At 62.0% G+C, this 20,160-nt stretch carries 13 protein-coding genes and 1 pseudogene; 4 read left to right on the forward strand and 10 right to left on the reverse strand.

What is annotated here, in order from left to right:
* Positions 1-60: 60 nt before the first annotated feature.
* Positions 61-858: pseudogene (locus tag OKB81_RS12510) on the reverse strand (flagellar protein MotY); the annotation flags it as partial.
* A 68-nt stretch (positions 859-926) separates the two neighbouring features.
* Entirely contained in the window at positions 927-2,900 is a 1,974-nt protein-coding gene (locus OKB81_RS12515; protein ID WP_162540591.1) for a methyl-accepting chemotaxis protein, read from the reverse strand.
* Between the two features lie 145 nt (positions 2,901-3,045).
* On the opposite strand from OKB81_RS12515, the gene rnt reads away from it, so the two are divergent.
* Complete coding sequence (gene rnt, locus OKB81_RS12520; protein ID WP_010675098.1) at positions 3,046-3,708, forward strand: ribonuclease T; 663 nt, start codon at positions 3,046-3,048, stop codon at positions 3,706-3,708.
* A 226-nt stretch (positions 3,709-3,934) separates the two neighbouring features.
* The gene (locus tag OKB81_RS12525; protein WP_103858439.1) at positions 3,935-5,257 is read left to right on the forward strand and encodes a Na+/H+ antiporter family protein; all 1,323 of its coding nucleotides are present in this window, start codon (positions 3,935-3,937) and stop codon (positions 5,255-5,257) included.
* Positions 5,258-5,320: 63 nt separating this feature from the next.
* On the opposite strand, the gene OKB81_RS12530 is transcribed toward OKB81_RS12525, so the two are convergent.
* The 8 genes from OKB81_RS12530 to ydiJ all read right to left on the reverse strand — a co-directional run bounded on the left by OKB81_RS12530 (position 5,321) and on the right by ydiJ (position 17,109).
* A complete protein-coding gene (locus OKB81_RS12530) occupies positions 5,321-6,517 on the reverse strand; it encodes an MFS transporter (RefSeq protein ID WP_270667933.1) in 1,197 nt (398 codons plus the stop codon).
* 318 nt (positions 6,518-6,835) lie between these two features.
* The gene (locus OKB81_RS12535) at positions 6,836-7,741 is read right to left on the reverse strand and encodes a LysR family transcriptional regulator (protein WP_270666582.1); all 906 of its coding nucleotides are present in this window, start codon (positions 7,739-7,741) and stop codon (positions 6,836-6,838) included.
* Between the two features lie 208 nt (positions 7,742-7,949).
* A complete protein-coding gene (locus OKB81_RS12540) occupies positions 7,950-9,866 on the reverse strand; it encodes a putative bifunctional diguanylate cyclase/phosphodiesterase (RefSeq protein WP_270667930.1) in 1,917 nt (638 codons plus the stop codon).
* A 1-nt stretch (position 9,867) separates the two neighbouring features.
* Positions 9,868-10,350: a molybdopterin-binding oxidoreductase gene (locus tag OKB81_RS12545; protein WP_043154943.1), complete on the reverse strand. Its 483-nt coding sequence runs from the start codon at positions 10,348-10,350 to the stop codon at positions 9,868-9,870.
* A 547-nt stretch (positions 10,351-10,897) separates the two neighbouring features.
* Positions 10,898-12,796, reverse strand: a complete 1,899-nt coding sequence (locus OKB81_RS12550; RefSeq protein WP_029314717.1) for a DEAD/DEAH box helicase — start codon at positions 12,794-12,796, stop codon at positions 10,898-10,900.
* A gap of 180 nt (positions 12,797-12,976) precedes the next feature.
* Positions 12,977-13,438, reverse strand: a complete 462-nt coding sequence (locus OKB81_RS12555) for a hotdog fold thioesterase (protein WP_052816363.1) — start codon at positions 13,436-13,438, stop codon at positions 12,977-12,979.
* 126 nt (positions 13,439-13,564) lie between these two features.
* Positions 13,565-14,053, reverse strand: coding sequence for a hypothetical protein (locus tag OKB81_RS12560; RefSeq protein ID WP_052816362.1), 489 nt, complete (start codon positions 14,051-14,053; stop codon positions 13,565-13,567).
* Entirely contained in the window at positions 14,053-17,109 is a 3,057-nt protein-coding gene (gene ydiJ / locus OKB81_RS12565; protein WP_160838309.1) for a D-2-hydroxyglutarate dehydrogenase YdiJ, read from the reverse strand. Before ydiJ ends, OKB81_RS12560 begins: the two co-directional genes overlap by 1 nt.
* Before the next feature lie 169 nt (positions 17,110-17,278).
* Here ydiJ and OKB81_RS12570 point away from each other — a divergent pair, with 169 nt between their 5' ends.
* The gene (locus OKB81_RS12570) at positions 17,279-18,205 is read left to right on the forward strand and encodes a cation diffusion facilitator family transporter (RefSeq protein ID WP_041214996.1); all 927 of its coding nucleotides are present in this window, start codon (positions 17,279-17,281) and stop codon (positions 18,203-18,205) included.
* Between the two features lie 300 nt (positions 18,206-18,505).
* Positions 18,506-20,047 (forward strand): TerC family protein, encoded by a 1,542-nt coding sequence (locus tag OKB81_RS12575; protein ID WP_160838307.1) that lies wholly within the window; start codon positions 18,506-18,508, stop codon positions 20,045-20,047.
* Positions 20,048-20,160 lie beyond the last annotated feature (113 nt).

The following is a 20,160-nucleotide window of genomic DNA, read 5'->3' on the forward strand; positions in this document are numbered from 1 at the left end:
GATTGGATCGGACATACTGAGTACAGTGAAACCAGAATAGAGCAATTAGATCACATCTTTAATCTGATTGGTATCACCGTGCCCTTCCACCGAGATCTTGCCCTCCTCGATGCCGAGATCCACAAACACCTGCTTGATGGCATCCGCCCGCTTCTCGGAGAGCTTCTGGTTTGGCCAGCGGCCGCCATAGCTGTCGCTGTAGGCGTCGATCACCACCACATCGATGCTCTTGTCTGCCTTCACATAATCACCGATCATCGCCAGCCGCCGCTTGGAGGCCGGTGACAACTGATCGCTGTTCTTGTCATAGGAGAGCACGCTGAAGGCGATGTCGTTGAAGCTGTAGGGCAGCAAGCCACTCAGGCAGTCCATGAACGCCTGGTACTTGACCCTGAAATTGACCGACGAGAGCGATACCCGCACCGGCCTGTCCTGACGATACCAGTCGCGATACTGGAAAGTCGGCATACGCCCTCCTTCCAGCTCGTCCAACATGGTCCAGGCGGTCTGCCCCGCCACCAGGCCGTCAAACTGCTGATAGAACTGCAACTGGCTGATCTGTCGCCCGGCCACCCCGGGACGCCAGCTGGGGGGCATGATCCCGAGGCTCACTGTCTGGGTACGCGCCTGGGGTCGCTGCCCCTTGAGCTCGAAATCCAGATTGATCTTGCGCCCGGCCCGGCTGACAAAGGCCCCGGTTCCCCAGCGGGGAATAGGATGCTCCAGCCTGCACTCCACCTGGGTATCAGAGGTCAGGCGCCAGACGGATTGATCCAGACCGGCGCCAAATTCGGTCACGCCCGCCTGCAACTGCATACTCACTGATATGCTGATCAACCCCAACACCCAAGCATTCAACGGCTTGTCCTCCACACTATCTCGAATTATCTATCGGCAGCGGCAGGACAAGCTTTAGGCCAAAACGCTCAGTGGGGGGAAGAAGGGGCCATCAGCTTGAAGCTGGCGATGCGTCCCGCCAGATCCCGGGCCAGGGCATCCAGTTCGGCACTGTGTTGTTGCAGGGTATGGGAGTGCTGGCGATGGGCCTCATACACGTCACGGATGGTCATCACGTTTTGCTGGATGTCGTCGGTCACGTAACGCTGCTCCTCGGTGGCGGTGGCCACCTGGGCCGTCATGTCGCTCACCTTGCGCACCTCGTTGACGATGTCGGTCAGCTCGCTCCCCGCCCGTTTGGCCTCCGTCACGCTAAGGCCGGCCTGTTCGGTGCCCGTGTGCATGGCAGCCACCGCCTCGTTGGCCCCCTGGCGCAAGCGGCCCAGCATCCGCTCTATGTCATCCGCCGCCTGCTGGGTACGGGAGGCAAGCGCTCTCACCTCGTCGGCCACCACCGCAAAGCCGCGCCCGGATTCACCGGCACGGGCCGCCTCGATGGCGGCATTGAGGGCCAGCAGGTTGGTTCTGTCCGAGATCTGCTTGATGAGGCTCAAGGCCTCCCCCACCGACTCGGTATCCCGATGCAGGCTGTCCACCAGGTGCCGGGTATCCACCAGCGTGCCCGCGACCTGCTGGATGGTGTGGATGGTCTGATCCACCTCCTTGTCACCCTGCTTCGCCCGGCCGATGGCCTGCTGGGTCGCCTGGGAGGTCTGGGTGGCGTTGCGGGCAATCTCCGCGACAGTCGATGCCATCTCGGTGGCGGCAGTCGCCACCAGATCCACCTGCCCGCATCCCCTGACTACGCCGGCATTCACCTCGGCAATGACCTCGGCCGAGCTGGCGGCGCTGCGTATCAGCACGTCACAGGAGTGGCGCACAGCCAGCAGCAAACTCTCCAGGTGCCCGAGGAAATGGTTCAGATCCCGCGCCAGGGCACCCAGCTCATCCCCGGATCGCCAGTCGACCCGCACAGTCAGGTCGTTCTCCTGCACCAGGCGCTTGAAGGTCTGGTGCAGGGCCATGAAGCCCAGATGCAGATCCCGCACCACCCGCCAGCAGACGAAGGTGGTCAGGACGATGCACAGCAACACGCCAGCCGCCCCCCACCAGAAGTCACTGGCACTCCCGACCCGCATCTGTTCAACCCGCTCGAAGAGCTGCTGATAGAGGCTGTCTTCTATCTCCTTGAGCAGGCCTATCTTGTCGGTACTCAAGGCAAACCAGGCCTCCGCATCGACACCAAAACTGCCGCTTGCCGCCTTGTCCAGGGCCAGTTTCTCCATGGCGGCCACCTTGGCCACCACGGGTGAGGCGAGGCTGTCGTTCAGCAACTGACGCTGGGCTGGACTCGCCACCGCCTGGAAACGTTCGAGATAGGTGTTCTGGGCCGCCAGCAGGGAGATGAACTGCTGCAACAGCGCAGGCGTGAAGCTGTCACGGCCAAAGACGTTGCTGAGCGTCGCCCGCTCCAGCCCCGCACGCTCCTTGCTCTGCAGGAAGGCGGCGTAGGCATTGGTCTGCAGGGCGATGGTGGCATCCATGCTGTCGACGCTTATCTTGTCCACTACCGCCAGCAAGGCGGTCACGAGGCGGGTATAGAAGCCGACCTGTTCCGCCACCTCGACCCCCAGGGCGCTGACCCGCTCACGCATGGCGGTGAGTCCCGCCACTCCCTGCTGCACCTCCGTCAGAGCCAGCAAGGCAGGATCCTGATGAAAACGCTGCAACAGGCTGTCCACCACCTTGCGCTGGGCAGGCAGCGCATCGCGAAACTTGTTGCCGCCAGAGCCGAGGAAGCCGGCCGACATGCCGCGCTCCCGTTGCAGCTCATGGGCCAGCTGCGCCGCCTCCTTCACCACCGCCAGCGCGACCAGGGCGCCGCTCATCTCCTGTTCGACCCGATAACGTTCGTAGACGTACCGGCCGGAGAAAAACAGCAGGGCCAACAGCGGCAGACAGACCACCAACATCATCTTGTGTGCCAATCCCAGCTTCTTCATCGTCCTCTCCCTCCATGGTTGACGTCGCCAATTATAAGCACAGGTGTTTCAAAATGGCCCTCTTGCCATCCCATGGCGGCAGATAAGGGACAAGGGCACGCTTTTTTGCCATAATGCCGCCTCCTTTCACGCCGACCGAGATACCATGACCGACGCCGTTCACACCCTCAAGGGCCGTTTTCGCGGCTTTTACCCCGTCGTCATCGATGTTGAAACCGCCGGATTCAATGCCAAGACCGATGCCCTGCTGGAAATAGCCGCCCACACCCTCAAGATGGATGAGCAGGGCTGGCTCGTCCCTGACCAGATCTTCCATTTTCATGTCCAGCCCTTTGAGGGCGCCAATCTGGAGAAAGCGGCGCTGGAGTTCACCGGCATCGACCCCTTCAACCCGCTGCGGGGCGCGGTGGACGAGAAGGAAGCACTCACCGAGATCTTCAAGGGGGTGCGCAAGGGCATGAAGGAGCAGGATTGTGGTCGCGCCATCATAGTGGCCCACAACGCCACCTTCGACCACGGCTTCGTGATGGCCGCCGCCGAGCGGGCCGGCCTCAAGCGCAATCCGTTCCACCCCTTCGCCACCTTCGACACCGCCGCCCTCTCGGGTCTTGCCCTGGGGCAGACGGTGCTGGCCAAGGCCTGTCAGAGCGCCAATATCCCCTTTGACAACAAAGAGGCCCACTCGGCCCTCTACGACACCGAGCGCACCACAGAGCTCTTCTGCCACATCGTCAATCGCTGGAAGAGCCTGGGAGGCTGGCCTCTGGCCAACCCGGATGAAACGACGGACACCGAAGACGAGGGCTGAACACTCCCAGCCCCTGCCCAGACAGGCTGCCCATGGCAGCCTGTCTGCATGAGGGGACCTGTCTGGGCAACGAAGAAGGGCCATTTTCCCGGTTCCCGTTCACCTCCAGCAGAAGATGCGTCCCTTGGCCGGGATCCGCCGATTTTTTTCTCGACATTTAGCCTGTTTTTCGCAAACTAGCTGGCTTTCACACGACTGACAGCAACACAATCCATAAGGAAATCAAATGAATCCTGTTGTTATCGCGGTGGCGCTGATGCTGGTGCTCAGCCTGCTGCGGATCAATGTGGTGGTCTCCCTCGCCATCGGTGCCATCGTGGGTGGCCTGCTCGGCGGACTCTCCCTCGAGCAGACCCTCAGCACCTTCACCGGCGGCCTGGGCGGCGGTGCAGAAATCGCCCTCTCCTACGCCATGCTGGGGGCTTTCGCGGTAGCCATCTCCCGCTCCGGCATCACGGATCTGCTGGCCCGCAAGGTCATCAACCAGCTCGGCAAGGATGCTAGCAGCACCCGCATTCTCTGGGTCAAGAGCCTGCTGCTCACCTCGGTGCTCGCGGTCTCCGTCTCCTCCCAGAACCTGATCCCGGTGCACATCGCCTTCATTCCCATCCTGATCCCGCCGCTGCTGCATGTCATGGCCCAGATGCAGATCGACCGCCGTCAGGTGGCCTGCGTCATCACCTTCGGCCTGACCGCTACCTACATGCTGCTGCCGGTCGGCTTTGGCGGTATCTTCCTGAACAACATCCTGGCCAAGAATCTCGTCGACAACGGCGTACCGGTGGAATTCAGCCAACTGCCCCTGGCGATGGCCATCCCGGTATTCGGCATGTTCCTCGGCCTGCTCATCGCCGTCTTCTTCAGCTACCGCAAGCCGCGTCAGTATGATCTGGAGCAGATCCTGGCCGCCGAACCCGAGACGGTCGAGCTCAATCTCAACCACATCTGGGTAGCCCTGCTGGCCATCGCCGTGGCACTCGGCCTGCAACTGATGACCAACAGCATCGTGCTGGGGGCGCTCGCAGGCTTCATCATCTTCACCTGCGGTGGCGTCATCAAATTCCGCGAGAGCCAGGATGCCTTCACCCAGGGTGTGCGCATGATGTCCCTCATCGGCTTCATCATGATCTCCGCAGCAGGCTTCGCCGCCGTCATGAAGGAGACCCACGGGGTGGAGAGTCTGGTGCAGTCCGTCTCCAGCATGATGGCAGGTCACAAGGGATTGGCGGCCTTCCTGATGCTGCTGGTGGGCCTGCTTATCACCATGGGGATCGGCTCCTCCTTCTCCACCGTGCCCATCATCGCCACCATCTATGTGCCCCTGTGCATCCACCTCGGCTTCTCGCCCATGGCGACCATCGCCCTGGTGGGCACCGCGGGCGCGCTGGGGGACGCGGGTTCCCCCGCCTCCGACTCGACGCTCGGCCCCACATCGGGCCTCAATGCCGACGGTCAGCACGACCACATCTGGGACAGCGTGGTGCCAACCTTCATCCACTACAACATCCCCCTGGTGATCTTCGGCTGGATTGCCGCCATGGTGCTCTGAGTCCATCCCGAGCAGACAGACAAAAGGCGACCCCGGGGTCGCCTTTCTTGTCTTGCACATGCCTCAGATGGCCGGTTGCAGTCCCCGCCTGCCGGCCAGGGCACAGAGACAGGCCACCAGGGCCAACCCCATGCCGGCTGCTCCCACCCCGAGCCAGTGACCCTGTTGCCAGACCAGCATCCCCAGGCTGGAGCCGAGGGTTCCCCCCAGGAACATGCCGGTCATGAAGAGGGTATTGATGCGCCCCCTGGCTTCAGGTCTCAGACCATAGATGCGCTGCTGATGGGCGATGAGTGCGCTCTGCACTCCGAGATCCAGCAAGATGACCCCGCACGCCAGCCCGGCCAGAGAGAGCCACAGCTCGAAGCAGATCCAGGCAAGCACCACCAACACAGCACCGGCCAATACCACTGGTCTGGCCCCCAACCGATCCGCCATCCGGCCTGCCAGAGGGGCCGCCACCACCCCAGCCACCCCGATGACGCCGAAGAGACCCGCCATGTCGGCCCCCAACCCATAGGCAGGTTCGGCCAGGTAGAACGCCAGCACGGTCCAGAAGGCGCTGAAGGAGGCAAACAGCAAGGCCTGGGTCAGGGTCGCGCGGCGCAAGGCGGGCTCCTCGCGCCACAGACCGACCAGAGAGTGAAGCAGACGGCCATAACCGAGGGGAGAGCGCGGCAATCCGGACGGTATCATCCTGGCCATCAGCAGGGCCCCCGACAGGGCCAGGGGAATGGCCAGCCAGAACATGGCGCGCCAACTGCCATAGGCGGTGACCAGGCCGGCGACGGTGCGGCTGAGCAGTATCCCGGCCAGCAGGCCGCTCATCACGCTGCCGACCACGGCACCACGGCGGGCGGGATCTGCCAGGGTCGCCGCCACCGGAAATATCTGCTGGGCAGCCGTGGCCCCGATGCCGAGCAGGACGGAGGCCAGCATCAAGGTGGTGGCACTCGTGGCCGTGGCCGCCAGCAGGGAAGCCAGCGCGATCAGTGCAAACTGCCCCGGAATGAGCCAGCGGCGCTCGACCACATCGCCAAGCGGCACCAGCAAAAGCAGACCCATGGCATAGCCAAGCTGGGTCAGCATGGCGATCAATGGCATGCCCGAGTGCCCGGGAAAGTCCTGCGCCATCACCGCCAGCATGGGCTGGTTGTAGTAGATGTTGGCAACTGCCAGGCCGCATGACAGGGCCATGGCGAAGAGCAGGGAGGGGCCGCAATGCTGTTCAGATAAGCACTTTTTTGACTGATTATTCATAAATTGGATTTGAGTTGAGGGGGCAAGGCTGTGTCCAGTCGATCTTCCTCCAGCCTTTATCCAGCGGGGCTTGCAATAGAAAGAGGGAGGCATCATGCCTCCCTCGCTTTTTTGTCCTGATACTACGTGGACTGGAACTCAAATTCTCTTAAGTGAACAGCATTGGGGAGGGGCCGGGGGTTGCGGCCCCTCCGGCAGAAGGCGATGTACTCATGCTCTTCTCCTCGTGGTAGAAGGGCTCCCGCCAGGATACGGGCCCCATGCGCACAGCCTACCCGGGGAGCGTCGCCACCAGTAGAGCGGTGGGGACCATAACAGTTATTCCGCTGGCGTATGCCCCACGCCGGGCAGGCCGGTCACGAATGCCAGAAAGGCGCTCGCCTTGGCACCAGGCTGGCGACCTGCCGGGAGCAGGGTCCAGAGCTCCTGCATGGACAGTTGCCACTCGGGCAGCACCGCCACCACCTCGCCGCGGGCAAGCTCGGGGGCAAACATCCACTCCGAGGCGATACCGAGCCCCAGTCCAGCCAGCACGGCGGCGCGCATGCCTTCGGCCGCCGAGACCATCAGCCTGCCTTCTCCGGAAACCACCCTCTCCTCGACGCCACGGCGAAATCGCCACTGCTGCCCCATTCCGGGCCGTGGACTGTAAAGCACCAGGTCATGCTGTTGCAGGGCCTGAGGGGTCTCAGGCTCTCCTTTGGCGGCCAGATAGGCCGGCGTCGCCAGCACCCGCATGTCGCTTCGAGCGAGACAGCGGGCGACCAGCGACGAGTCGGCCTGTTTGCCGATCCGCAGAGCCACCTCGATGCCCGCCGAAATGAGATCCACATTGCCGTCATCCAGCAGGATCTCCAGATCCAGTCCCGGGTGAGCCGCCAGAAAACCGGCAAGATGGGGAATGATATGCAGGCGGGCGAAGGTGACGGGAGCGCTCACCCGCAGAGGCCCGCTCAGGCCCGCCCGGCATTGCTGCACCATGGCATCGGCCTCGTGGACCTGGGCCAGGATCTCTCTCGCCCGCAGATAGTAGGCCTCTCCGGCCTCGGTGGGCGCCAGCCCCCGGGTCGAACGCAGCAACAGGCGGCTGCCAAGGTGCGCCTCAAGCTGGGCAATCAATCTGGAAACCGTGGGTTGCCCCATCCCCAGTCGGCGGGCCACCGCCGAAAACGAGCCGGTCTCCACCGCCAGCACGAACACCTCCATCACCCCCAAGCGATCCATTTATGGCTCCTCTGCCCTGTGGCACTGTTCGTGGCACAAGGTAGCACCGGGCCTGCCCTCTCGCACCCTCGTTCTGGCAGGAGGCACAAGAAAACCGCGTCAAGGGCGGTGCTGCCATGGAAGAAAGGTGTCGGGATGAAATATCAACCAGGAACAATCGAACAGAGGGACTCGAAGACAAGGCTACAGGGGCTCGATTGCCCCAAGGCTACCCCAGTGCCACTTCCTGAATAGCGGCGCTGTGGGCGAAATAGCGGTGACAGAACTGCATGAACTCCGGCAGCGGCAAGGGACGCGAGTAGAAATAACCCTGGATCTCATCCACCCCTATGGTGAGCACCGCCTTGAGCTCATCGCTGTTTTCCACCCCTTCTGCCACGACACGCACCCCCAACTGATGAGAGAGGGTGGTGATGGTCTCGACGAACAGCGCCTGACGGGGATCCTTGTCGATGGCGGTGATGAAGGAGCGGTCGATCTTGAGCTTGTCGAAAGAGAGTTCACGCAGGTAAGAGAGCGAGGACCAGCCGGTCCCGAAGTCATCGAGGGCCACCCGCACCCCTATCTGGCGCAGGGAGTGAATGATCTGCTTGCTGAGGGCGATGTCATCGAGGTCGATGGTTTCGGTCAGCTCCACTATCAACTGGTGCAGCCCCAACGGCCCATCTTCCATCTTCTCTTCAATCTCCCTGGCCAACCCCATGTTGAACATGGAGTTGGAGAGGTTGATGGAGATCTCGAGCGGTGCTAGCACCTCCTCCGGGAAGCCGGACAGATCGAGCTGCATGCGCCGGATGATCCAGCCCCCGAGCGCCTCGCCCAACCCGTTCTCTTCTGCCAGCGAGATGATGTCGAGGGGGGCAATAAAGCCATATTCCGGATGATGCCAGCGGATCAGCGCCTCGGCCCCCAGCCTCACTACACTCTGGCCGCGCACGATGGGCTGATAGTAAAGGGCCAGTTGCGGGCATTGCGGGCAGTGGATAAGCTCCCGCAGCTCGGTCGACAGCCGGCGTTTGCGCTGATAGTGCTGATACATGCTGCTGGAGAAGAGCACATTGTCATTCAGCCGTTTGCGCTTGGCGCTGTCGAGGGCGATATCGGCAAACAACAGCATCTCTTCCGGTGAATGATCCGGTTTCACGTACTGGCTGGTGCCCATGAAGACCCGCACCCGGTGCGCCGGATCGGCGGCAAACACCAGATCCGCCAGCTCGCTGCGCAGTTGCTCCAGAAACGGGAAGCGCAGATAGGTGGGCATGGTGCCGGTGATGATGAGGGTGAACTCGTCACTGCCGGTTCGGGCAACGAAGATCCCCTGGCCAGAGGCGGCCTTGATCCGCGCCGCAAGCCGTTTGAGCAAGGCGTCCCCCACTTCGTAACCCAGACTGTTATTGACCTCCCTGAAATGCCCCAGATCCATGAGGCAGACGGTGATGCTGCTGCGCCGCCCGGGGTGGCTGGTCCACTGCTGGAGGTGCTTGATGAGCGCCGCCCGGTTAGGGAGACGGGTGAGAGGGTCGTTCCACGCCAGAAAATGCTGGCGACGCACTTCGCGAAACAGCACCATCAACATCACCATAGTCGCCAGCATCAGAAACCCCAGGATGAAGAAGTTCTGGGTTCTCGACTCGTTGAGCAGCTCACGCTGGGCGATGGCAGAAGGCCCGGTAAAGTTTTTCACCATCACGTCCCGCACCCCGCGCATCTCGTCATCGAGTGCGGCCGTGAACATCTTGAGTGCGGGGGAATCCGGCTCCCCTTGCACCACATCCTGCTCATAGCGTTCGAAGAGGGCGAGGATCTTGCCGACCGCCTTGTCCGCACCGAATCGGGCCCTGACCGACTTTGCCTCCTTCCCGTGCAGGAAGACATCGAGCCGGTTCCAGGCAATGTCAAAGCGTTTGTTCATCTCCTCCCGGCTGACGGCACCGGCACGATAGAGCTTCAAACCCTCTTCGAAGGCGTGGATCTCCAGCTCGAGCTGGGCCAGTGCCCAGGCGGAGAGCTGGGTGTAGCGCGTCACCTCATTGAACGCGCGGTCATAGTTCCAGACCGACCAGAGGGTCACCCCCAAAAAGGTGGTCACCATCAGGATCAGGCTCAAGAACTTGCTGCTCAGCATCTTATTTGCTCTCCAGCGCCGTCAGCTGCCACACCATCCGGCTGTGATAGATCTCCTTGTTGAGTTCGGGATGGTCGGTGAGGGGATAAATGACCCAGAGCGGCCCCTTGTTGCGCAGGGTCAGAGCCTTGCCATCCTGCTTCTCGGCCACCAGCACCGGGTACTTCTCCCCGTCTTCCAGCGGCAGTGCGGCCCAGTATTCATTGACCGCGAGGGCCTTGACCTCCTGGCTCTTGAGACCGTAGATCCTGACCAGGTCCCGCAGCAACACCCCGCGATAGAGGTGCTCCCCCTCGGTCCAGGGCGTCCCCGTCTTAACTTCCGTCTGCGGCAAGGCCTCAAACTCGGCACGGGTCAGCACCACCTCCCCCTTGCCATTGCAGCACCCCGCCCCCGCAATTCTGAAGAAGGGCTCCTCCGCCAACACCATACCCGACACGAGCCATCCAGATATCAGCAACACCTTGCCAAGCCACTTGCCCATCACGCACCTCCCTGTCATACGGTTTATTTATTCATCTCACTCTGCTGACTCATATGCAAACAACAGAATGCACCTTCAGACCAAAGTCGCAGTCGTTTGCAACCAGCAACGATTGTGCGTCTTCCAAAAGTATCCAATCGCTTCCCAAAGAATGACACCAGGCGCCACCCCCAGGCAAATGGATTGCACCATTTTTCTTTCACTGGCTCCTCATCAAACCGGATGCCCACCACGGCCGGAAAAAGGTGACAATCTTCGCTACGCATCTGAAAAACAGACACAAAAAGGGCCACTCCATGGAGCCAATGCTGTTCACTTAAGAGAATTTGAGTTCCAGTCCACGTAGTATCAGGGCTAAAAATGAGGGAGGCATGATGCCTCCCTCTTTCTATTGCAAGCCACGCTGGATAAAGGCTGAAGGAACATCGACTGGAAACAGCCTTGCTCCCCCAACTCAAGTCGCATTTATGAATAATTAGTCAAAAATGTGCTTATCTGAACAGCATTGCACTCCATGGAGCGGCCTTCTCATCAGTGCAGTCAGGGTTTAGCTGTCGCGGCGCTTGTTGCCACCGAATTTGCGACCCTTGTCGAAACCGCCTTCACGGCGATCCTTGTTGAAGGGACGGTCACCCTGGGGACGGCGATCCTTGTTGAAAGGACGGTCGCCACGGAACGGACGATCACCACGGGGCGGACGGGGAGCAGTGTTGCCACCGGCCGGCACTTCGGTGTAACGGGTGATCTGCAGCGGACGCTGGCAGACACGGGCCTTCTTGATCACTTCCAGCACCTCGGCGCTCATGCCCTTGGGCAGATCGACGGTGGAGAAGTCATCGGCGATGTCGATGTTGCCGATGAAGCGGCTCTCGATGTTCGCTTCGTTGGCGATGGCACCCACGATCTGGCCCGGCTTGACGCCGTGATGGGCACCCACGTCGACGCGGTAGCGCTCCATCTCCACGTCCGGGTTGTCTTTCAGTGGACGCGGCTCCAGGGACGGCATGCGACGGGCCGGACGATCGCCACGGTCACCGAAGTCACGACCGCCACGGTCGTTGAACTCACGACGCTCGAAGCCACCGCGATCGTTGCCGGCGTTGAACACCGGATCCGGAATGGAGTCATCCAGCAGCAGCGGTTGGTCGCCCTGTACCAGCTTGGCCAGTGCAGCAGCCAGCTCCAGCGGATCGGCAGAATCTTCTTCGATCAGCTCGTTCACCAGGTTGTGGTAGATCTCGAGCTCTTCACCCATCATGGTTTCGCGGATGCGCTCCTTGAACTTGGCCAGACGGTGCTGGTTGATGTCCTCGGTGCTCGGCATCTTCATCGGCTCGATCGCTTGACGAGTTGCGTGTTCGATGGCGCGCAGCATGCGACGCTCGCGCGGTGCCACGAACAGGATGGCTTCACCCTTGCGACCAGCACGGCCGGTACGGCCGATACGGTGAACATAGGATTCGGTGTCGTAGGGGATGTCGTAGTTCACCACGTGGGTGATGCGCTCAACGTCCAGACCGCGGGCGACCACGTCGGTGGCGATCAGAATGTCCAGCTGGCCCTGACGCAGCTTGTCGACGGTACGCTCACGCAGCTTCTGCGGGATGTCACCGTGCAGCGCTTCACAGGCGTGACCACGGGCAGCCAGCTTGCCTGCCAGCTCTTCGGCGGCGTTCTTGGTACGCACGAACACCAGCAGGGCTTCGTAGGATTCCACTTCCAGCAGACGGGTCATGGCGTCCAGCTTGTGCAGACCGGTCACCTGCCAGTAACGCTGGCGAATGGTGGTTGCGGTCGCGGTCTTGGAAGCGATCTTGATCTCTTTGGGCTGCTTCAGGTGCTTCTGGGCAACACGACGGATCTGCTCCGGCATGGTGGCAGAGAACAGGGCAACCTGACGACCGGCCGGGCACTGATCCATGATCCAGTCCACGTCGTCGATGAAGCCCATGCGCAGCATTTCGTCCGCTTCGTCCAGCACCAGGGCTTTCAGACCGGAGAGGTCCAGGTTCTTGCGACGGATCAGGTCCATCACGCGGCCCGGGGTACCCACGACAACCTGAGCACCGCGGCGCAGGGCGCGGGTCTGGGTTTCGTAGGAAGCGCCGCCGTAGATGGGCAGCACGTGGAAATCGGGCATGTGGTGGGCATAGCGTTGGCACGCCTCTGCCACCTGCAGGGCCAGCTCGCGGGTCGGGGCCAGCACCAGGATCTGGGTGTTGCGGTTACCAGCTTCCAGACGAGACAACAGAGGCAAGGCAAAAGCAGCGGTCTTCCCTGTACCGGTTTGTGCCTGCCCCAGCAGATCGTGTCCCGCCATCAGGTGGGGAATTGCTGCGGCCTGGATGGGAGACGGACGCTCATAGCCCACGTCCTGCAGCGCTTTCAATACAGGCGCGGCCAGTCCAAGCTCACTAAAAAGGGGCAGTTGTTCGGTATCAGACATAGATTCTTCCAGATTAAGGCAGGCGGCTAACACCGCGGAATAGCAAAAAGGCGGCGATTATAGCGCCACTTTGTTCTGCTGTCTTGAAAAATGTGATAGGTGTCTCAAGACGTTGGCAATTATAGAGGGATCTCGCGACTATGGCTTGCTTATTTTTCACTCATGATGCGTTATTGCCGATCACGCTTCGCCAGAGTCCTTGTCCCGCTTGTGCTTGAGCACCGCCATGGTCAATCGGCTGGTGCACAATAAACGACCACGTTCATCGCGCATCTCGATCTGCCACACCTGAGTCGTCGCCCCCAGATGCAGCGGCGCGCAGCGCCCCGTCACCACCCCTTCCCGCTTGGCCCGTAGGTGGTTAGCATTGACCTCCAGCCCCACGCAATAATTCTCCTCCCCCACCGCCATGTTGGCCGCAAGCGATCCCAGCGTTTCCGCCAGCACCACGGAGGCGCCGCCGTGCAGCATGCCGAGTGGTTGATGGGTGCGGTGATCCACCGGCATGGTGGCCTCCAGCCAGTCGGGGCCAAAGGCGGTGTAGACGATGTCGAGGTGGGCCATCAGGGTGTTGCGGGAGCTGGCGTTGAGCCCCTCCAGGCTCATGGGTTTGCGCCAGATGGGGCTGCTTTCTTGACTCATGGTGAGCGGACTCCTTGCGTGATCAACGGGTTATCGCTGCGCTGTAGCGGCAAACCAGCAGTGTCGGCGAAAAAGGAGCAAAAAAAAAGATGCCCACGCCGGGGCATCTTGCATCGAGATTGACCCTCACCAGGGATAGGTCACCCCTGGCCACTCGGCCCAGGGGCCGTCCCGCCCCGGCAGACGCGGCTCGGACCAGCGCCATACCTTGCCGAGCCAGGTGCGCAGTTCGGCTTCGAGTTCGCTGTCAGTGAGCGGCGCCTCGGCCACCTTCCAGAAGAAGAGCTCCACCTGCACCTCCGGCAGCACCGACGGATAGAGGTAAACCCCGCCCCAGAAGCGGGGCTCCCTGTCCGGGCTCCAGAGGCCATAGGCAAAGGAGCGCTTGGCCAGAAACTCGGCGTGCTGCCACTCCAAGTCGGCCTCGTGCTGACTCAGGCTGAAATTGGCGGAGGGCCACACATCGTCCGGGCGAAACAGCTGATGGAGCTGATCCCGCTCGCGCAGGATGGCGACAAACTCCACCACGGCCTGGGACGGCGTGGTGGGGAGCAACAGAAAATGCGGGTGCCGATAGGCCTTTGGCACCCGGAATCCCTTGGGAAAGTGGAGCATCAGAGCAGTTCCAGCAGGGCCTGCAGCGGATGCTTGAGCTTCTCCCCCTCCATCCGCTTGACCTGGCTGCGGCACGAATAACCGGTGGCCAGACAACGGGCTTGCGGCAGGCGAGCCAGGGGCTCGGCCCAGCTCAGACCGTAGATCCCCTTGGAGTTCTCCACCTGTTTGGCGTCGTGACCATAGGTGCCCGCCATGCCGCAGCAACCCACCGACACCGGCTGCAAACGTGCACCGAAGCGGCCGAACAGGGTGCTCCAATCACCATGGGTGGTGGGCTTGGCGGTCTTCTCGGTGCAGTGGGCAAACAGATACCAGGGGTCGGTGCCAACCTCTTCCCGCAGCGGCAGCGCCTCGGCAGGCAGGGAGAGCAGCCACTCCTGGGGCAGCAGCACCTGGAAATCGCCGCGGGCGGGGCCGAGCGCCTTCACGTACTCGTCCCGGTAGCAGAGCACCAGAGAGGGGTCGACCCCCACCATAGGGATGCCGAGGGCCGCCACCTTGTTGAGGAACTGGGCGCTGCTGGCAGCAGTGCGGGCGAAGGCGCGCAGGAATCCCTTCACGTGCTGAGGCTTGCCGTTGGGTTTGAACGGCAGCAGGTAGGGCTGATAACCCAGCTTGCTGGCCAGCTTCACCAGGTCACGCACCACGGGGGCGTCGTAGTAGCTGGTGAAGGGATCCTGCACGATGAGCACCACTTTTTGGCGCTGCTCGGGGCTCATGGCCTCGAGGCCCGGCAGATCGAAATAGCGGGCGCGGTGATCACGCAGCTCCTCGGCCAGGGTCGGCACGGAGAGCAGCGGCACATCCACCATGCCGATGCTCTTCTCGGTCGCCTTCTGGGCCCACTCTTTTTCGAGGAAGAAGTTGACCAGCTTGGGGGCCTTGGCCAGCAGGGGCGCATAGCTTTCTACCGTGCCCACGAAGTAATCCTTGGGGCCGCGCAGATATCGGCTGTGATAGAGCTGCATGAAGCGGGCGCGGAAGGTGGGCACATCCACCTTGATGGGGCACTGGCTGGTGCATGCCTTGCACGCAAGGCACCCCTCCATCGCCTCCATCACCTCGTGGGAGAAGTCATACTCGCCCCGGGCGCGGGCCACCGTATTGCGGAACTTGTCGACGATCTGCTTGAAGCGTAGACCCCCGCTTTGCAGCGCCACCTCTTCGGCAAGGGGATCGAAGCCCTGCTCCGACAACTGGCGCAGCCATTCACGCATCAGGCCAGCCCGCCCCTTGGGGGAGTGACGGCGGTCGCGGCTGATCTTGACCGAGGGGCACATGGGGGAGTCGGTCTCGAAGGTGAAACACAGACCGTTGCCGTTGCAATCCAGCGCCCGTGTATAGCTCTCGCGCACGGCAATCGGGATCTGGCGGTCGAACTTGCCGCGCTTGGGCCCGTCCACCGAGACAAGCGAAGCGCCGCTGCCATAAGGCATGCAGATCTTGCCCGGGTTGATGCGGTTGGCCGGATCGAACGCCCCCTTGACCCGTTGCAGCTCTTCCCACAGCTCGCCGAAGAAGGCGGGGCTGTATTCGGAGCGAAAGCCCTTGCCGTGCTCGCCCCACATCAGGCCGCCGTATTTGGCGGTGAGCGCCACCACCTGATCCGAGATGCGCCGCAGCAGCACCTCCTGCTCGGGATCGCACAAGTCCAGCGCCGGGCGCACGTGCAGCACCCCGGCATCGACATGGCCGAACATGCCGTAGTCAAGGCCGTAAGCGTCCAGCAGGGCGCGAAACTCCATGATGAAGTCCGCCAGGGATTCCGGCGGCACGGCGGTGTCTTCGGTGAAGGCTACCGGCTTCTTGCGCCCCTCGGCGTTGCCGAGCAGCCCCACCGACTTCTTGCGCATGCCATAGATGGTCTCGATGCTCGGCAGGTGGTCGCACACCTGATAGCCAATGACCCCCGCCTCCCCCCTGGCCAGCAGGGCGTCGATGCGCCGGCACAGCTCCTCCACCTTGGCCTTGTGCGCATCCTCGTCGGTGTCAGCAAACTCGACGATGTTGAGCCCCTGCAGATCCTTGCCGGGCACATCCTGGATGAGATCCTTCACCGAATGCCAGATGATGTCGGCGCGGGCCAGTCCCAGCACCCGGGAGTCCACCGTCTCCACCGACAGGGCGTGGGCCTGTACCATAAAGGGGGCATTTCTGAGCGCGGAGGGGAAGCTGTCGTACTTGACGTTGACCAAGGTGCGGTAGCGCGGGATGGGGGTGATGTTGAGGCGGGCTTCGATGATGAAGCCCAAAGAGCCTTCCGAGCCGCACAGCACCCGGCTCACATCCAGAGTGTCGGTATCGGGCTGATAGAGGTGCTTGAGATCGTAACCGGTCAGAAAGCGGTTGAGCTTGGGGAAGGTGGCTTCGATGTCGGCGCGCCGCTCGCGGCCGATGCGATAGAGGGTGCGATAGATCTCCCCTTCACGGGTCTCGAGGGCCAGCTTGTCCGCCAGACGCTGGCCGGTCACCGGCTCGGTCGCCATGAGATCGCCGTTCTCCAGCACGGCCTTGAGGCCGAGCACATGATCCGAGGTCTTGCCGTACACCAGCGACCCCTGCCCCGAGGCGTCGGTGTTGACCATGCCTCCCAGGGTGGCCCGGTTGGAGGTGGAGAGATCCGGCGAGAAGAAGTAGCCGTGGGGCTTCAAATAGGCGTTGAGCTGGTCTTTGACCACCCCGGCCTGGGCCCGCACCCAGCCCTCTTCCAGATTAATTTCCATGATCTGGTTCATATGGCGCGAGAGATCGACGATAATGCCGCCGCCCAAGGATTGGCCATTGGTGCCGGTACCGCCACCGCGAGGGAAGAAACTCAAGGTTGCGTACTCGGGCCCCTGGGCCAGCTTGAGCATCACCGCTATGTCATCCGCGCTGCGCGGATAGAGAACCGCCTGAGGTACGACCTGATAGACGCTGTTATCCGTCGCCATCGCCAACCGGCTTGCATAAGACTTTTCGATATCACCACGAAATGCTGATCGCGCCAGCAACTCAAGAAACTGCAGGGTTGTAGGTGACAAACTGTCCTGGTAATCGAGTCTCGGGATCATAAATCCTTGTTCCCATCCTTTGCTTGATGCCGGCATTCCGGCGACAACGACCGTTCGGACCTGCCTCTTTGCGGGTGTCCGAACCAGTCCGCTCACATGTGAGCGGGCAGTATATCAGCTAGAAAACCGCTTGCGCGCGCAATCTTCACCATTTGAAAGGAGGACTTTTATGGCTCACTACAGCCATGTTATCAGTACGCTTATTCGCACCGAAAAACAGGCGCTGACCCTGTCGCTGTTTGGTTGCATCACCTTTGCCATTTTCGGGATCGGCTATGGTCTGTTCGTCGGTTCCAACGCCATCATGCTGGACGGCATCTTCACCCTGTTCAGCATGGGCATGACGGGCCTTGGGCTCATCACCGCCTACCTGGTTACCCGCCCCTCCGACGCCCGTTTCCAATACGGCTACGCCCACTTCGAACCCATCGCCAACGTCATCAACGGCGCCATCATTCTGCTGCTCTGCCTCGGTGCCCTCTATGGCGGCATCACCTCCCTTCTGGCGGGCGGACGAGAAATAGATCTCGGCCACGCCCTCATCTATGCCGTCGTCTCCACCTTCTTCTGCGGCATCCTCTATCTCATCGAGGCCGACGTGGCCGAGCGGGTCAACTCCGAGCTGGTGCGGGTGGACTCCAAGGAGTGGCTGGTGGATACCCTGCTCAGCGCCACCCTGCTCATCGGCTTTCTGGTCGCCATCGGGCTCGATACCCTGGGTTACGGCCACTACAACCGCTACATAGACCCGGTGCTGGTCTCGCTGCTGGCCCTGTGTGCCACCCTTATTCCCATCAAGGTGCTCGGTCGCAACCTGCGGGAAGTGCTGAAGATTGCCCCCAAGGGGGATGTCTCCCGGCTGGTGGCAAGCGAAGTCGAGGCCCTGCGCCTGCGCCATGGGGTCGAGTGCTACAGCCACCTGGCAAAAAGCGGCCGCCGCTTCGATCTCGAGCTCAACATCCTGGTGGCCCCCGGCCAGGAGTGGCCCGTAGAGCGCCAGGATGCCCTGCGCCAGGAGCTCTGGTCTCGCCTCGGCGACACCCTGGGAGACGCTTGGCTCTCGGTCTGCTTCACCAGGGAAAAACGCTGGTTGTAAGCCGCAAGGCGGGGCTTGCCTGGCAAGCTCCGCCTGCCCCTGTTGCCCTGTTGGGCGAGCGCCTCCCCCTGCGCATCCAGACCCCTCTTGCCAAATACGGGATTCCCGTTATCATCAGGGCTCACTTTTGACCCGAGGTTTTATTGCCCATCATGGACAATCCCCGAAGTAGCCCTTCGTCTTTTCCCATCAAAGCCTATCTGTACCTGCTCAACCAACGCCTCTGAAGCGATCGTCTCCGTCACCACGGCCACGCCGTGACCACGATTCACTGCATCTGTCTTCATTGAGGTCAATCACATGGAATTCTTGCTGGACCCGTCAATCTGGGTCGGTCTGCTTACCCTGATCATCCTGGAAATCGTTCTCGGGATAGACAACCTGGTCTTCATCGCCATCCTGGTGAAAAAACTGCCCCCCGCCCAGCGGGACAAGGCGCGCATCATCGGTCTCTCCCTGGCCCTGCTGATGCGCCTGGGACTGCTCACCATCATGTCATGGCTGGTCACCCTCACGGCTCCTCTGCTGCACATCTGGGATCACTCCTTCTCCGGTCGGGATCTCATCCTGATGGGAGGCGGACTCTTCCTGCTGTTCAAGGCCACCTCCGAGCTGCATGAGCGACTCGAGGCCAAGCCCGAGGAGCAAGGCGGCACCGGCGTCTATGCCGGGTTCGGGGTGGTGATCGCTCAGATCCTGGTGCTGGATGCGGTCTTCTCCCTGGACTCCATCATCACCGCCGTCGGCATGGTGGATCACCTCGGCGTCATGATGGCGGCCGTGACCATCGCCATGGTAGTGATGGTGCTCGCCTCCAAGCCCCTGACCCGCTTCGTCAACGCCCACCCCACTGTGGTGGTGCTCTGCCTGAGCTTCCTCTTGATGATCGGCTTCAGCCTGGTGGCGGAGGGCTTCGGCTTCCACATACCGAAGGGCTACCTCTACGCGGCCATCGGCTTCTCGGTGCTCATCGAGTTCTTCAACCAGCTCGCCCAGCGCAGTGCCCTGCGCCATGAGGCGCGCCAGCCCCTGCGCGAGCGCACCACCGCCGCCATCTTCAAGCTGATGGGGGGGAACAAGCGCTCCGCCCACCCGCAGGAGGACGAAGAAGAGGTGCAGGCTCAGCCCCTGCCCCCTGGTTTCGGTGAAGAGGAGCGTTACATGGTGAGCGGCGTGCTGTCGCTGGCCGAGCGTTCCATTCGCACCATCATGACCCCGCGCTCCGAGATGGAGTGGATCGACGTGAGCGACAGCGAGGACGAGATCCGCGCCCTGCTGCAACGGGCCCCCCACAGCCTGTTCCCGGTCTGTGACGGGGAGCTGGACGAGATCATCGGGGTGGTCAAGGCTCGGGATCTGCTGTTTGCCCTCAACGAGGGGCAATCCCTGGCAGCACTAGCCAGACAGAACGAGCCCGTCATCGTGCCCCAGACCATCAACGTGATCCGGCTGCTGGCGGAGCTGCGCCAGGCCAGGGGCAGCCTCATTCTGGTGGCGGACGAGTTTGGCGTCATCCAGGGGCTGGTCACCAACCACGATCTGCTGGAGGCCATCGTCGGCGAGCTGCCGGACGAGGACGAGACCCCCGATGTGGTGCGCGAGGGCGAGCATTGGCTCATCCACGGCACCACCAACATCCATCAGGTGGAGCAGGCCCTGAACTGCGACGGGCTGGTGAGCGAGAGCGACGAGTACGTGACCCTGGCGGGCATGCTGCTCTCCCACTTCGGCAGTCTGCCCGACGTCGGTCAGCAGTTGCACCTCGGCCAGTTCTGCTTCGAGGTCATGGCCGTGAGCGAGCGGCGCATCGAGCGAGTACGGGTCACCCCACTCTCCCCCTGATCATCGGTGGCAATGCAGCAAAAGAGGGCCTTTGGCCTAATGCCGATCAGTTAAGGATCCATTGACCGATCCTCAGGCTGTGTAAGAATCCGAAACTCCTTGTTGGGTTTCGG

The sequence above is a fragment of the Aeromonas sp. QDB56 genome, from assembly GCF_027705505.1.
Lineage (GTDB): Bacteria > Pseudomonadota > Gammaproteobacteria > Enterobacterales > Aeromonadaceae > Aeromonas > Aeromonas caviae.

Bases quoted from the DNA above. Each gene is read 5' to 3' on its own strand.
- OKB81_RS12515 (WP_162540591.1), bottom strand. From the start codon at position 2,900: ATGAAGAAGCTGGGATTGGCACACAAGATGATGTTGGTGGTCTGTCTG.
- rnt (WP_010675098.1), top strand. From the start codon at position 3,046: ATGACCGACGCCGTTCACACCCTCAAGGGCCGTTTTCGCGGCTTTTAC.
- OKB81_RS12525 (WP_103858439.1), top strand. From the start codon at position 3,935: ATGAATCCTGTTGTTATCGCGGTGGCGCTGATGCTGGTGCTCAGCCTG.
- OKB81_RS12530 (WP_270667933.1), bottom strand. From the start codon at position 6,517: ATGAATAATCAGTCAAAAAAGTGCTTATCTGAACAGCATTGCGGCCCC.
- OKB81_RS12535 (WP_270666582.1), bottom strand. From the start codon at position 7,741: ATGGATCGCTTGGGGGTGATGGAGGTGTTCGTGCTGGCGGTGGAGACC.
- OKB81_RS12540 (WP_270667930.1), bottom strand. From the start codon at position 9,866: ATGCTGAGCAGCAAGTTCTTGAGCCTGATCCTGATGGTGACCACCTTT.
- OKB81_RS12545 (WP_043154943.1), bottom strand. From the start codon at position 10,350: ATGGGCAAGTGGCTTGGCAAGGTGTTGCTGATATCTGGATGGCTCGTG.
- OKB81_RS12550 (WP_029314717.1), bottom strand. From the start codon at position 12,796: ATGTCTGATACCGAACAACTGCCCCTTTTTAGTGAGCTTGGACTGGCC.
- OKB81_RS12555 (WP_052816363.1), bottom strand. From the start codon at position 13,438: ATGAGTCAAGAAAGCAGCCCCATCTGGCGCAAACCCATGAGCCTGGAG.
- OKB81_RS12560 (WP_052816362.1), bottom strand. From the start codon at position 14,053: ATGCTCCACTTTCCCAAGGGATTCCGGGTGCCAAAGGCCTATCGGCAC.
- ydiJ (WP_160838309.1), bottom strand. From the start codon at position 17,109: ATGATCCCGAGACTCGATTACCAGGACAGTTTGTCACCTACAACCCTG.
- OKB81_RS12570 (WP_041214996.1), top strand. From the start codon at position 17,279: ATGGCTCACTACAGCCATGTTATCAGTACGCTTATTCGCACCGAAAAA.
- OKB81_RS12575 (WP_160838307.1), top strand. From the start codon at position 18,506: ATGGAATTCTTGCTGGACCCGTCAATCTGGGTCGGTCTGCTTACCCTG.